At 64.4% G+C, this 13,853-nt stretch carries 15 protein-coding genes; 9 read left to right on the top strand and 6 right to left on the bottom strand.

Annotated elements, in window-relative coordinates; all coding sequences use genetic code 11:
* Window positions 1-331 precede the first annotated feature (331 nt).
* On the bottom strand, window positions 332-1,219 hold the full coding sequence (locus A3K89_RS11930) for a hypothetical protein (RefSeq protein WP_157105289.1): 888 nt from the start codon (window positions 1,217-1,219) through the stop codon (window positions 332-334).
* 138 nt (window positions 1,220-1,357) lie between these two features.
* On the opposite strand from A3K89_RS11930, the gene A3K89_RS25740 reads away from it, so the two are divergent.
* Window positions 1,358-2,005 carry a hypothetical protein gene (locus tag A3K89_RS25740; protein WP_068425602.1) on the top strand — a complete coding sequence of 216 codons (648 nt, stop codon included), beginning with the start codon at window positions 1,358-1,360 and terminating at the stop codon, window positions 2,003-2,005.
* Between the two features lie 90 nt (window positions 2,006-2,095).
* On the opposite strand, the gene A3K89_RS11940 is transcribed toward A3K89_RS25740, so the two are convergent.
* The 4 genes from A3K89_RS11940 to A3K89_RS11955 are packed head-to-tail and all read right to left on the bottom strand — an operon-like array spanning window position 2,096 to window position 5,635.
* The gene (locus A3K89_RS11940; protein WP_068425605.1) at window positions 2,096-3,064 is read right to left on the bottom strand and encodes a glycine betaine ABC transporter substrate-binding protein; all 969 of its coding nucleotides are present in this window, start codon (window positions 3,062-3,064) and stop codon (window positions 2,096-2,098) included.
* The gene (locus tag A3K89_RS11945) at window positions 3,061-3,798 is read right to left on the bottom strand and encodes an ABC transporter permease (RefSeq protein WP_174551410.1); all 738 of its coding nucleotides are present in this window, start codon (window positions 3,796-3,798) and stop codon (window positions 3,061-3,063) included. Before A3K89_RS11945 ends, A3K89_RS11940 begins: the two co-directional genes overlap by 4 nt.
* Window positions 3,795-4,994 (bottom strand): ABC transporter ATP-binding protein, encoded by a 1,200-nt coding sequence (locus A3K89_RS11950; RefSeq protein WP_068425608.1) that lies wholly within the window; start codon window positions 4,992-4,994, stop codon window positions 3,795-3,797. The genes A3K89_RS11945 and A3K89_RS11950 overlap by 4 nt, the downstream gene beginning before the upstream one ends.
* Entirely contained in the window at window positions 4,991-5,635 is a 645-nt protein-coding gene (locus A3K89_RS11955; protein ID WP_068425612.1) for an ABC transporter permease, read from the bottom strand. The genes A3K89_RS11950 and A3K89_RS11955 overlap by 4 nt, the downstream gene beginning before the upstream one ends.
* Window positions 5,636-5,979: 344 nt before the next feature.
* Here A3K89_RS11955 and A3K89_RS11965 point away from each other — a divergent pair, with 344 nt between their 5' ends.
* The 7 genes from A3K89_RS11965 (at window position 5,980) to A3K89_RS11995 (ending at window position 12,319) form a co-directional block, all read left to right on the top strand.
* Window positions 5,980-6,411, top strand: a complete 432-nt coding sequence (locus tag A3K89_RS11965) for a Fur family transcriptional regulator (RefSeq protein WP_068425618.1) — start codon at window positions 5,980-5,982, stop codon at window positions 6,409-6,411.
* A 39-nt stretch (window positions 6,412-6,450) separates the two neighbouring features.
* Window positions 6,451-8,676 (top strand): catalase/peroxidase HPI, encoded by a 2,226-nt coding sequence (katG, locus tag A3K89_RS11970; RefSeq protein WP_068425622.1) that lies wholly within the window; start codon window positions 6,451-6,453, stop codon window positions 8,674-8,676.
* Window positions 8,677-8,759: 83 nt separating this feature from the next.
* Complete coding sequence (locus A3K89_RS11975; protein WP_068425625.1) at window positions 8,760-9,044, top strand: hypothetical protein; 285 nt, start codon at window positions 8,760-8,762, stop codon at window positions 9,042-9,044.
* A gap of 107 nt (window positions 9,045-9,151) precedes the next feature.
* The gene (locus A3K89_RS11980; RefSeq protein WP_068425628.1) at window positions 9,152-9,520 is read left to right on the top strand and encodes an STAS domain-containing protein; all 369 of its coding nucleotides are present in this window, start codon (window positions 9,152-9,154) and stop codon (window positions 9,518-9,520) included.
* A 157-nt stretch (window positions 9,521-9,677) separates the two neighbouring features.
* Entirely contained in the window at window positions 9,678-10,922 is a 1,245-nt protein-coding gene (locus tag A3K89_RS11985; RefSeq protein WP_068425631.1) for an EAL domain-containing protein, read from the top strand.
* 284 nt (window positions 10,923-11,206) lie between these two features.
* The gene (locus A3K89_RS11990) at window positions 11,207-11,623 is read left to right on the top strand and encodes a hypothetical protein (RefSeq protein ID WP_157105290.1); all 417 of its coding nucleotides are present in this window, start codon (window positions 11,207-11,209) and stop codon (window positions 11,621-11,623) included.
* A gap of 129 nt (window positions 11,624-11,752) precedes the next feature.
* Window positions 11,753-12,319 carry a DUF6328 family protein gene (locus tag A3K89_RS11995; RefSeq protein ID WP_068426241.1) on the top strand — a complete coding sequence of 189 codons (567 nt, stop codon included), beginning with the start codon at window positions 11,753-11,755 and terminating at the stop codon, window positions 12,317-12,319.
* Here the strand turns inward: A3K89_RS11995 and A3K89_RS12000 are convergent, their stop codons facing one another.
* The gene (locus A3K89_RS12000) at window positions 12,320-12,529 is read right to left on the bottom strand and encodes a hypothetical protein (protein ID WP_157105291.1); all 210 of its coding nucleotides are present in this window, start codon (window positions 12,527-12,529) and stop codon (window positions 12,320-12,322) included.
* Window positions 12,530-13,129: 600 nt separating this feature from the next.
* Here A3K89_RS12000 and A3K89_RS12005 point away from each other — a divergent pair.
* Window positions 13,130-13,807, top strand: a complete 678-nt coding sequence (locus A3K89_RS12005; protein ID WP_068425640.1) for a HemK2/MTQ2 family protein methyltransferase — start codon at window positions 13,130-13,132, stop codon at window positions 13,805-13,807.
* Window positions 13,808-13,853 lie beyond the last annotated feature (46 nt).

Raw genomic sequence — 13,853 nt, forward strand, 5'->3', positions numbered from 1 at the left:
CTGCCCACACCGCGCTGATACGGCCGGACGACTCGACCTCTGATTCGAACGACTCGACGCGGCATTTCGGTGCCGACTCTGTCATCCAAGGGAATGACACACTGTCGTTCGATCGTTGTCAAACCGAGATGGAATTCGGGCCGCGTCGGTGTCGACAATCATCGAGAAATCGATTTATTTCATCGATTGAATGCTTTTCCGTGAACGCCGAGGTACCGATTCGACGAATTCGGCATCACACGACCGATCCGACGCGGCATTCCGCGGGCCGTCAGGCTTGAAATGATCCGTAAACCGTTCGAATCCCCGTAAAACGCGTACGTTGCTCGCGTCAGATCAGTTCCCGATGCCCGAACGGGCGGCAGACGGTGTTCCACAGCTCCGCGGTCTGGAAAGCCCAGAACGCGGCGAATTCCAGTATCAGCGCTGCTTCGGCGACGAGCACGAACAACGTCCACTCCACCGTCGCCGACAACACGAGAACGGCGATCAACGTGGCCAGCATGACGATTCCGACGATCCGATACGCGAGGACGTACCGATCCGATTCGGAAAGAACGGCATTCGCCCAGATCGCAAGAATGACGAACGCGAACATCGCCACCGCAGCCAGGCTGTGGCCGTGCCGCTCGAACCAGTGCGGGGTGAACACGAACGTGTACGCCAACACCGCCGTGACGGCCCCTCCGACGATCCGCGCGAGCGTGCCGACCGGCGTCCACGACGCCCCGAACGAGCCGGACGCGAACGACACCGACGCCACGAGAACGAGGAGAGCACCGACGACGACGCTCGATACGTTGTTGCCGATCGCATGACCTGCGTTGTAGTCGAGCGGCAAACCCGGCCCACCGCACAGGCCTCGCATCCGGCCGCCGCCGTCGGGACCGAGGTTGGTCGGCCAACCAGTCGGAACGGTGGCGACGACGAACGCCCACAAGCCGGCGAAGTCGTACAGGACGTCTTCGGTATCCGAACTGCCCTTGTAGACGAGCAGCAACGTGCCGAGGGCACACAGCACAGCGATGAAGACGATGTGCACGTCGGTGAAAAAGTAGGCGCTGATGGATGATTGGAGACACCATCCGGCGGACGCGACCTGGATGAAGACCGAGACGAAGAGCATCAGCACCAGAATCACGACGCCGATCCGGAGGCTGCGATACGTACCGAGAACGGCGGCGACCGGGAAGCCGTCGCCATCCCCGTTTCCAGTCACGCAGGCTCCCATGTCGACAGGTACCGAACACTTCATTGAACATCGGACCGGCGACGTGCGGGTCGAAATGGATCGAGTTCGACGCGCCGCCCGCAGCAGCGAACCGATGGTTTTGTAATGAACTAAGGTCACGATCAGATGAACTACTCGACCATCGACGACGACACACGGCACCTCGGGTGCTCCGGAGGACTCATGCCGTATCGAACCGGACGCGTACCGCTCGCGCGTCGCCGGCTCCGGTCGTCGGCCATGATTCTGCTGGCAGGCGCGTCGCTGTACGGCATCACGGCGTGTACGGCCGGCGCACGTGACGTCGCCGAACCGACGCCGGTCGTGGAGACCACATCACCCACGACGGTCGCGTCGTCCACGCCGACCCCTGCGCCGACGACGCCGTCGACGCCTCCCCCGCTGATCCCGCCCAGCGTCGTCGCGACGGCAGAGCCAATTCCGTCCGTCGACTACGACGTTCCGGCGCTCCCGCCTTTTGCGACGACGGAGTACGTTCCTGCACCGCCCGTCGACAACGGCATCACGACGCCGTCCCCTGCACCGCCCGAACCGTCGATGCCCCCGCCGAATCCCGTCGATTCGCGCGGGTTTCCGCTCGGCACCACGTGCGGTGCGGTGTCGTGCACGTCGCCGGACGGAGTCACGTTCGTCAACCCCGATGCCGTGCCGAATTTCGGGACCCAGCCGTTCGATCAGCTGTGTGAGCAGACCGTCTGCTCGCCAAGTTTCCCGCTGACCCCCGGGCTGCCGTCCACCGGAAGCGCCGGCTAGCCGTCGGCACCGCTTGAGTGGTTCATCCATACGAACAGATGGCTTGAACGGTTCATTCAAGCCATCTGTCCGCGCCCACCCTCGGCTGAATCAGTTCACGAGGCCTTCGCTCCGCAGCCAGTCGTAGGCGACGTCTGCGGGATCTTCACCGTCGATGTCGACGCGCCCGTTGAGTTCCTGCATCAGGTCGTCGTTCAGGCGCTCGGAGACGACGGCCATCAGGTCGGCGATCTCGGGATGCTGTTCGAGTACCGCACCCCGCACGACGGCCGTTCCGCTGTAGGGCAGGAAGAACTTTCGGTCGTCGTCGAGCACAGTGAGGTTCAGATTCTTCACACGCCCGTCGGTCGTGTAGACCATGCCGAAGTTGCACGGTGCGCTCTGCGCGGTCGAGGTGTAGACGACGCCTGCATCCATGCGCGTCACCTGGTCCGACGGCACCCCGTCGGGCGCGTTGAGCGGTATCCCGTACGTCTCCAGCATCGGCACGAATCCGTCTGCGCGGCTGAAGAATTCGTCGTCGACGCAGAACGTCCGGTCTCCGATCGGGAGCTGTGCGACGTCGGACAGCGACGTGACACCGAGCCTTTCGGCGGTACCGGCCGACGCGGCGAACGCATACGTGTCGTTGAAGTTGGCGGGCGGCAGCCATTCGAGGTCGTAGTCCTGCTTCTCGATGTCGTGGACGCGCTGCCACAGCTCGTCGGGGTCGGTGATCGTCTCGGTTTCGCCGTGGTAGTTAACCCAGCCCGTTCCGGTGTACTCCCAGAGGATGTCCGCGTCACCGTTCAACTGCGCCTGGCGCGACGACGCGGACCCCGGCGCTCCGGTGAGGTCGGTGACGTTCGCACCCGCCGCGGCCAGGTAGGTCGCGGTGATCTTGCCGAGAAGCACGCCCTCGGTGAAGCTCTTGGACGTCACCACCAACGATGCGCCGTCGAGCGGGGCCGCGTCGTCGGTGAGCGTCGTGCTCTCGAACGTGCCGGACGAGCTCACGAGCCCACATCCCGACGCGAGTGCCGCGATCAATGCGGCTCCGAGTGCTGCTCTGCCTCTCATGCCACTCCTCGCGGGGTTGCGACGAGCTCGACGAGTCGCCCGAGCCAGTCGATGATCAAGGCCAGCAGTGCGACCAGAACGGCGCCGGAGATCAGGAGTTTCGGAAGGAACAGCGTAACTCCGGTCGTGATGAGCGTGCCGAGGCTCGTGGCGCCGATGAACGTACTGAGCGTCGCGGTGCCGACGAGAATCACCAGTGCGGTGCGAACTCCGTTGAGGATCACCGGAACTGCGAGCGGCAGCTCGACCTGTGCGAGTGTCCGGACGCCGGAGAATCCGATGCCGCGGGCCGCTTCGATGGTTCGTTTGTCGACCTGGTCGATGCCGGTGATGGTGTTCTGGAGAATCGGCAGGATCGCGTAGACGACGAGACCGACCACGGCAGTGCGGAATCCGGTGCCGAGCCACATCGTCAGCAGCACGATCAAACCGACCGCGGGCGCGGCCTGGCCGACGTTCGCGAAGTTGACGACGAACGGCTTGAACGGCTTCGCCCTGTCCCGCGTCAGCAGGATGCCGAGCGGGATGGCGATCGCGATGACGATGACCGTGGCCGTCAGCGTCAGCTTGATGTGGTCGAAGATGGTGTTCTGCAAGTTCGTCCACCCGAGCGACGCCTCTTCCGTCGGCGTCAGCGTCGTCGTCGCGTACCAGGAGAAGTAGCCGACGCCGAGAATCACGATGAGCAACGGTTCGAACCACACGTCCATCGGTGTTCGCCGCAGCCGGTTCATGCGGAAGGGCTCTCGCCGTGCGCGGTGTAGGAGACGTGGCCGTCGCCCTCGCGAGCATCGGACAGCTGACTGCGGATGACGGCCATGACCGTGGCGATCGTGAGAGACCCGGTCACCGCACCGCGGCCGTCGGTGACGAGGACGCCGCCCTGACTGGCCGCCAACATGGTGTCGAGCGCGTCGTTCAGTGTCGACGACGGCGCCACCGTCGGGAGACGGTTGTCGACGTAATCCGAAATTCGGTCCTTCGTCGCCACCTCGTCGAGCGACGGCCACGACCGGGGGCGGCCGTCGGCGTCGACGACGACGATCCACGTGACACCTCCGGCTTTCGCACGGGCGATGACCTCGTGCGAGTCGTCGCCGACGCGTGCCGTCACGACCGGTTCGTGGTCGACGTCCTTGACCCTCGAGAGCGTGAGGTGCGCGAGCGTGGCGCCCGAGCCGATGAACTCCTCGACGAACGGAGTGGCGGGACGCGCGAGAATTTCCTCGGGCGACGCGTACTGCTCGATCTTGCCGCCTTCGGACAGGATGAGCACCTTGTCGCCCAGCTTGGTCGCTTCCTCGAAGTCGTGGGTGACGATCACGATGGTCTTGGCGACCTCGTGCTGGATCGCGATGAGGCTGTCCTGCAATCGAACTCGCGTGATCGGGTCGACGGCGCTGAACGGCTCGTCCATGAGCAGAACCGGCGGGTCCGCGGCGAGAGCACGTGCGACGCCGACGCGTTGCTGCTGGCCGCCGGACATGTCCTTCGGCAGCCGGTCACGGAAGGTGTCCGCGTCGAGCCCGACGAGGTCGAGCAAATATTCCGTGCGTTCGGCGATCCGCTTCTTGTCCCACCCGAGAACTCGCGGTATCGCGCCGATGTTTTTGGACACCGACCAGTGCGGAAACAACCCGCCGGCCTGGATGACGTAGCCGATCGACTGACGAAGCTTGTCGGGGTCCTCTCCCGTGACGTCGCGATCGCCGATGAACAGCCGTCCCTCGGTCGGCTCGATCAGACGGTTGATCATCTTCAACGTCGTCGTCTTGCCGCAACCGGACGGTCCGACGAACGCGACGATGTGACCTGCCTCGATGTCGAGGTCGATCTTCTGCACGGCGGGCTTGGCCTGGCCGCGGTACTGCTTGACGACGCCGTCGAGCCGAATCGAGGCACCGGTGACGGTCCGTTCGGTGTCGGTCATGACAATCCCTTCGAGATGGTGAGGCGCCCGAGGAGGACGAGCAGCGCGTCGAACACCAGGGCGATGACGACGATGAGAACCGTTCCGGTGAAAGCCATCTCGACGGAATTGGTTCCGCCGAGCCGGGACAGACCGTTGAAGATCAGCGAGCCGAGACCGGGGCCGAGGACGTACGCGACGATCGCGGCGACACCGACCACCATCTGCGTCGACACCCTGATTCCGGTGAGGATGACCGGCCACGCCATCGGCAGCGACACCGAGAAGAGGATGCGGACACGCGAGAGTCCGATTCCCTGGGCGGACTCGATCACCGTGTCGGGAACACCGCGGAGTCCGACGATCGCGTTGCCGATCACCGGCATGGCCGCGAAGAACGCCAGCATGATGAACGACGGCACCACGCCGAGCCCGAACGGCACGATGAGCAGCGCCAGGAGGGCGAGGGACGGAATCGTCAACGCAACGCGGCTGCTGGTCAGGGTCAGCGAGGAGAACAACGGAAGCCGATGCACCGCAACGGCTGTCGCGATGGCGACGAGGGTACCGACGAGCACCGTCTGGAAAGCGAGCGATGCATGTTGGTACGTCAGAAACGCGAGAAACTCGCCTCGCCCCTGAAGGTAATTCCAGAGGTTCACGAAACTCCTTCGGGCAGCGGGCTTTCAAGAGGACACAGTGAAACCGTCGACACCCCCGTGTGTCGTCGGCGACGATACCGGCCGTTTCGCATTCACGCCCGATTTCAGGGAAATGGTCGACTGGTCGATCTCCACGCCCAGCCGAGCCGTGTGCTTGCGTACCAGCGGAAACGGGCGAGGCTGCGACGGCGCGCCCTCCCAGCGCCGAATTCGAATCAGCTCGAGCAAAACTCCACCCGTGCGCGCGAATGTATAGCCGCTATACATTCGCGCGCACGTCGCCTATTTGGATCAAATCCAGAAAACCCTCGCGCGATCCGCCGATCCCTCCTAGTGTTGGGGGCATGGCTTCGGCATCCGACACTGCGGCCCGGCTCCGCGCCGCGGGACTTCGCGTCACGCAGCCGCGCATCGCCGTCATGGATGCCGTCCGCGCCAACCCGCACGCCGACACCGAGACCATCGCGAGCGTCGTGCCGAACACCTCGCGTCAAGCCGTCTACGACGTGCTCGACGCGTTGTCGACGGCCGGTCTGCTGCGTCGGATCCAGCCTGCAGGACACCGTGCACGGTACGAGTCGCGCATCGGCGACAATCATCACCACATCGTGTGTCGCACTTGCGGTCTCATCGCCGACGCGGAGTGCGCGACGGGCGAGACCCCGTGTCTGACGGCGTCGGACGACCACGGTTTCGCGCTCGACGAAGCCGAGGTCATCTTCTGGGGAACGTGCCCGAAGTGCGCCGCACCCACCGAAACTCGATCACACCCGTGATCGTTCCAGATCGACCAGCCCACCGTCGAAAGGAATGCAGTGACCTCCGATAGCCGCCCGCCGAACCCGGACACGGGAACGCAGAGCACCAGTGAAAGCGAAAATCCGGTCATCGAGTCGCCCAAGCCGAAGGGCGACAGGCCGCTGACCAACAAGGACTGGTGGCCGGAGCAGATCGACCTGTCGATCCTTCATGCACACACCTCCAAGTCCACCCCTCTCGGCGAATCCTTCGACTACAAGGCCGAATTCGCGAAGCTCGACGTCGACGAGCTGAAGGCCGACGTCACCGCGGTACTCACCGACTCCAAGGACTGGTGGCCCGCGGACTACGGCAACTACGGCGGCCTGTTCATCCGCATGAGCTGGCACGCCGCAGGCACCTACCGCATCTACGACGGCCGTGGCGGCGGGGGGCAGGGCGCACAGCGCTTCGCACCGCTGAACAGCTGGCCGGACAATGCGAACCTCGACAAGGCGCGCCGCCTCCTGTGGCCGGTCAAGCAGAAGCACGGCAACAAGATCTCGTGGGCCGACCTGCTGGTCTTCGCCGGCAACGTCGCTCTGGATGCCATGGGATTCCAGACGTTCGGTTTCGCCTTCGGCCGCGAGGACATCTGGGAGCCGGAGGAAGTCTTCTACGGACCCGAGGACACGTGGCTCGGCACCGACAAGCGGTACTCGGGTGAGCGTGAACTCGCCAAGCCCCTCGGTGCGACGACGATGGGCCTGATCTACGTCAATCCCGAAGGGCCGGAGGGCGAACCGGATCCGGTCGCCGCGGCGCACGACATTCGTGAGACGTTCGGCCGTATGGCGATGAACGACGAGGAAACCGCCGCGCTCATCGTCGGTGGTCACAGCTTCGGCAAGACGCACGGTGCGCGTCCTGCGGACAAGATCGGCCCCGAGCCCGAGGGTGCGCCCGTCGAGCAGCAGGGCCTCGGCTGGAAGAACGGCTACGGTACCGGCAAGGGCGAGGATCAGGTCACCAGTGGCCTCGAGGTCGTCTGGACCAAGACGCCGACGCAGTGGGGCAACGGCTTCCTCGAGAATCTCTACGGCTACGAGTGGGAGCTGCAGAAGAGCCCCGCGGGCGCGTGGCAGTTCGTCGCCAAGGACGGCGCGGGCGCAGGCGAGATCCCCGATCCGTTCGGCGGACCGGGACGCGCACCGACGATGCTCGTCACCGACGTCGCATTGCGCGAGGATCCGATCTACGCCGAGATCACCCGGCGCTGGCTCGATCACCCCGAAGAGCTGTCCGAGGCGTTCGCAAAGGCCTGGTACAAGCTGCTGCACCGCGACATGGGACCGATCGAGCGTTACCTGGGCCCGTGGGTTCCCGAACCGCAGCTGTGGCAGGACCCGGTTCCGGCTCGGCCGTCGACGCTGATCGACGACGCCGATATCGCGTCGCTCAAGGCGAAGATTCTCGAAACCGGCCTGTCCGTACAACAGCTCGTCGGCGTCGCGTGGTCTTCGGCCGCGAGCTTCCGCAAGACGGACTTCCGCGGCGGCGCCAACGGTGCACGCATCCGTCTCGAGCCGCAGAAGAACTGGGAGGCCAACGAACCCGCGGTCCTGGCCGAAGTTCTGAGCGCACTCGAGCAGGTGCAGAAGAATTTCAACGGCAGCGGCGACGGCAGTACGCAGGTGTCACTTGCCGACATCATCGTCCTGGCGGGTGCTGCGGCCATCGAGAAGGCTGCACGCGACGCGGGCCACGAGGTGACCGTTCCGTTCACCCCGGGGCGCACCGACGCGTCGCAGGAGAACACCGACGTCGATTCCTTCGCGGTGTTGGAGCCTCGCGCCGACGGCTTCCGCAACTTCTTCAAGGAAGGCGAGGAGACGCCTGCTCAGGTGCTGTTCCTCGATCGCGCGTACATGCTCGATCTGACCGCGCCTCAGGCGGCCGTGCTCGTCGGCGGTCTGCGTGCCCTGGGCGCGAACCATGGAGGCACGAAGCACGGTGTGTTCACCGACCGTCCGGGCGTGCTGACGAACGACTTCTTCGTCAACCTGCTCGACTCGGACACCGAGTGGACCAAGACCGGCGACGACGAGTACGTCGGCAAGACTCGGGCGACGGGTGAGCAGCGCTGGACGGCCACCGGGCTCGACCTGATCTTCGGTTCGCACTCGCAGCTGCGTGCGATCTCGGAGGTGTACGCGCAGGCCGACAACGGTCGTAAGTTCGTCGACGACTTCGTCGCGGCATGGGTCGAGGTAGCGAACAACGATCGGTTCGATCTGAAGTAGCCGAGTCTCGACCAGGATTGACCCAGAAGCCCCCGGGGTATGACGCAGCGGATCATGTCCGCGTCGACCCGGGGGCTTTTGTTTTGACGACCAGCGCCACGCCACCTCTCGCGACTCAGCAGGAGTCGACCGCTCCTGCGGTCGTAGAGCAGCCGATTCTGCTGGACCTCGCGTCCGTGCGGCTGCTTCTCGACGCGCTCGGAGCGATCGCGTTGTTCGTCACGGCGACGGTGGCGCTGTCCATCCACGAAGCGGTCGCCGTGACTGCTGCCGTCGGAATTCTCGTGCTCGGCGCCCGCGGATTCAGGCGGCTCGCCCGACGGTCGTTACCTTCCCGTGATGTTCGTGATCAATCCGTGACCTTCTGACAACCCTTCCCGCAACCTGAGGCTGAGAAGGTATTCACAGACGTAGAAGCACTGAAGAAGCCGGTGCGCCCCGATATTCCATTTGTGAAGACTAAGGGGAATGCAACATGACCGTTACAGAACCCGTGGCCGACTTCATTGCGCACATCGCAGACCAGGAACCGCCGGCTCACACAACTCGCTACTCGCTCGACTCGGAGTCCTACTCCGCCGACTACGCGGTCCTCCGCGCCTCCGGTGAGCTCGACATGTCCGCTCGTGTCGAGTTCGTCGAGACCCTCGATCGGATGGCAAACGAGCACGCGCACGTTCGCGTCGATCTGTCCGAGGTGTCGTTCATGTACTCCGGCGTAGCCAACGCGATCATCGACAACGCCCGCATCAACGATGGCACGGTGAGCGTGTTCGCGCCGACTCGCCCGGTGCGCATGATCCTCGACGTCCTCGGCGGCGGAGACTTGGTAGTCGACGAATAGGAAAGACCAGTAGGATCGAGTCCGCGTCGAGCAGCCGGCGCTGACAATCGCCGCATACGCGCCGACGACCTGCTTGCAGATTCATGCCGGATGAGCCTCCAATCGGTCGTCCGTCGCCCGCGTGCGACGACACTCCGACGCTGGAGGCTCATTCTGCATGACTTCTGCTTCTGAACACGCTGCTGTGCACACCAGTCCCGAATCGCCCACGTTGCTCGGGCTGGAGGTATCCATGCAGTTCGCGCCGGTGCGGCGGCTCGACGATGCCGCGTTGGCTGCTGTCGAACTGCAGCTCAGCGGTCCGCGTGGGTCTGCTCTCGAATCTGCCGATGCCCTGCGCCGGGCAGCGCAGATGATGGACCAAAGGGCCGAGTACGACGACCGCAAGTTCGAGTTCTCCCGCAGCGAGGTCGCGGCGTCGATCGCCGGGACTCTCCCCCTACTCGTGACGGTCGACTCTCAGTCTCGGGTCGCGCTGGAGGCTCCCGCGTCGGACAGCCCCGAACGACTGATCGTGACCGTGAACGTCGCGGACATCATGAACAACCCCCACGAAGCCCTCGGGCGGGTGCAGACCGCCCGGTCGCACGGTCGTCTGATCGCTCTCGACGGCGTAGGCGCCGAACTGCACGCCGCGACGCTGCTGTCGCTCATCGAGCCGGACATCGTCATCACGGCGCGAGAATTCATCACACGGACCATCGACTTCGAGATCGGATCCCTGGCGCACGCGTTGGCCGCCTACGTCGAGCGTACGAACGCGGTCGTCATCGCCGAGGGCATCGACAGCGAGGCCGCCCGTCTGTCGGCACAGACCATCGGGGCGACCTACGGCCTCGGCGCTCTCTATCCGCCACTCGCGAATCCGGACACGTTGCTGCGAGAGAACGTCGTCCCCATTCCGAACTCTCCGGTGTGGAGCACTCCGGCATCCGACGTGGGCACGCCGTACGGCATCGTCAGCACGCACGCGGAGTCGCGTCGCGGAACCAAGCGCCTCCTCGTGCAGATGAGCAAGACCCTCGAGTCCCAGGCCGTCGCGATGGGGTCGTCGATGCTGGTCCTCGGAACCTTTCAGCGGGCCAAGCACTTCACACCGACGACCGCGATGCGGTGGCGTCACATGTCCGAATCCATCGGTTTCGCCGGCGTCTACGGCGTGGGTCTGTCCCACATGCTCGACGGACGCATCCAACACGCACCCCTCGGCGAGGACGACGACCTCGTCAACGAGTGGGCCGTCGTCGTCCTCGGGCCGCACTATTCCGCTCTGTTGTCCGCCAGGGACCGTCACGACAACGGACCCGACCTCGAGCGCACGTTCGACTTCGTGCAGACGTACGACCGGACGACGGTCGTGCAGGCAGCGCACACGATCATGCGGCGGTTCGTCACGGCGTAGACGGCTGCACAGCTGGGCCCTCCGTTCCTTAGCCACCCGAAATTACCGACGAGTTCTCCGACATCCGTCGGACATCGGTCGTAATATCTGGTCAACGTGGTTGAGGAGTAGCCCGTAGTCGAACGAACCGGACTGCGGTGTGCTGCGAATTTCCGCTCAGCATGCCGCCGTCTGACGAGGCACGGAGGGTATCGATGACGCTACTCGACTCGGTGCATACTGCACCTGCGTCCATACGAATGTCGTTCTGCACACCGATCGTCTTGGACGCGAACGTGTTTGCGATGTCGGTGGACGAGCCGGCGGGTGGGCCCGTCGTCGTCCGCGTGTGCGGCGGATTCGATCCGGCGTCGACGCGCGAGTTCGAACACTGTATCGACGACGCACTCACCTCCGGCCGCTCGATCGTGATCGATCTGATGGACGTCGAACACATCACGCCGCGGGCTACATCTGCTCTGGCCCAGGCGTCGGTTCGGTTGAGCCACAGTCGATCCTGCATCACCGTCGCCTGTCGATTCTCGGTGCGGGGCACCATCGTCAGCCTCGCGGGCACCATCGACTGTCACGACACGTTGGCACAGGCCATCACGGCGGCTCTGCCGTCGGCGACCGAGTCCGTCGGTCATCGTCCACGTCCCACGACCACCGTGACGACGAAGAACGACGCCGTCGACGCATTGCACGGAACCTATTTCTAAGTCTTTCCGTGGGCGATCCCCCAGCCATAGGGTGTAACTCGGTCCTGAGCGGGTAATCCATGCGTCCCTGGGCGCAGTAACTGCTCGGCGGAATTCTGCTGCCGACGCATTGGAGGAACAATGTTCGGAATGTCCAGCACGCGGGAAGAAGATACCGGACCTTCGGAATTCCACGGCGCCTACAACCGCGAGAATCGTGGCGAAACCCCAGTTCAGACCCTCGATCGCAACTGGATATCGCTGTTGCAAGAACTGCGCGTCGTACAGACCGGTGTGCAGTTGTTGACCGGCTTCCTGTTGATTCTTCCGTTCCAGGAAAGATTCCATCGACTTCCCGATTACGGCAAAACGGTGTTCATGCTGACGGTGGTGTCGGCCGTCGCGGCCACCATTCTGTTGGTGGCGCCAGTGGCGATGCACCGATTGCTGTTTCGGCGACGTGCCGTCGCACAATTGGTCGCCGCAGCACACCGATCCGCGGTCGCCGGTCTCGTTTTCCTCGGACTCGCGATGACCGGCGTCGTCGTGCTCGTCTCCGAAGTCGTCATGGGAGGCGCGGCTGCGGCCGTCGGCGGGGGCGTCGCAGTCGTGGCCTTCGTGTCGATGTGGGTGGTCGTCCCGCTACGCATGCGCCCACGCGCGGGGACGCAGAATACCGACGAGTCGTACGCGGACGCGTCGAAAATCAAGTCCTAGTCAGCTTTTCGCGGAATACAGCTGTGCGAGTTCTTCGAGAACCGCTTCCGCCCGATCCGCCCCGTCCTGATGCCCCGCCCGGCGGAGAACATCGCGATGCGCTGCAAGTTGCGCGCACAGCGCCGGAATCGCCTCGGCGGGAATGGCGTTGACCGGACGTTCCGTGCGGAAGACCTCTTCGACGGCCTCGATCAGATTTCTGTCAGGCATGACGCGGCGGCTTTCTGCGGGTGCGGTGAGTCGCGTTCGCTGAAAAGACGCCTCGAGCAGGGAATTCGGCGAACGGAGTGAGTCGATGTCGACTCCGACCGGCACGTGCTCGACCAGGTTTTGTGGACCTTACCACGCGTCCGACACCTCGCGAGCGACGCGTCACTGCTTTTCGGGCGCCCTTTCGAAATCACGGGTAGTGTTGGTAGCACCGCCGCGTCTCGAGAGCAACGGCGGCCGACCACGTCACCTCGAGCCCGCGGGCAGACGTCGAAGTGTGTCGCGCTCGCGCACTGCGACACGATCCAATCCCGATCCGGCGCTTGATCGCCCGGTCGACCGGAGGTGCCTCATGGCGTCCGAATTTTTGCCCAACGTGATCTGGACCGAATCACGGAAGCGTCAATGCTGGTGGGACAAAGTTGTTTTCGGAGAGCACCCCTCCACGTCGAAGAGCGTGACACCCCCGCCTACCCCGACCCACCGAGCTGAGTCCACGCGGAGAATGCGTTCTGCTTAGCGGACCGAAACCTACGCGCCGGAGCAGGGTTAGAAACAATCGGACAGGGGCAACCTCGGGTACCGACTACGGAGGTACCTGTGACCGCAGCCCGAGAACGTACTTATCCCACCATCAGCGTCGACGACGGCGTCTACGCACCTCAGGAGGATTCTTACCTCCTGTGTTCGGAAATTACATCGCTCGGGATTCTTCCCGGTGCCCGCGTCCTCGATCTGTGTACCGGTAGCGGTATCGCCGCCATCGAGGCCGCGCGCAGTGGAGCACGCGAGGTGTTCGCATACGACATCTCCGAGCAGGCGGTGTCGTGCGCGTCGGCCAACGCCGTCGCCAACGGCACGAACGTGAACGTTTGCCTCGGAACACTCACCGACGCGCAGCGCCACGGTCCGTTCGACGTCGTCGTGTCCAATCCCCCCTACGTTCCCTCCCCGAACGAGCCGGAAGGCATGGGTCTGCACCGGGCCTGGGACGCCGGCGATCGCGGCAGAACCGTCCTGGACCTGCTGTGCTCCAGCCTGTCCGATCTGCTCGTACCGGGCGGTGTGGCCGTGTTCGTCCAGTCCGAGTTCGCCGACGTCGACGAATCCGTGCGGCAGCTCCGTCTATCCGGTCTCGACGCCTCGGTGGTGAGACGACAGACCATCGAATTCGGGCCGGTCATGCACGAACGTGCGGCATGGTTGGAAGCCACACGTCAGCTCGACGTCGGTCGCCGGCACGAGGAACTGGCCGTCATCTTCAGCCGCAGGCCGTGATGCGAACCATCGCTGACTGACCCGAAACCTTCCGATCGAACTGGCT

The organism is Rhodococcoides kyotonense (assembly GCF_001645385.1).
GTDB lineage: Bacteria > Actinomycetota > Actinomycetes > Mycobacteriales > Mycobacteriaceae > Rhodococcoides > Rhodococcoides kyotonensis_B.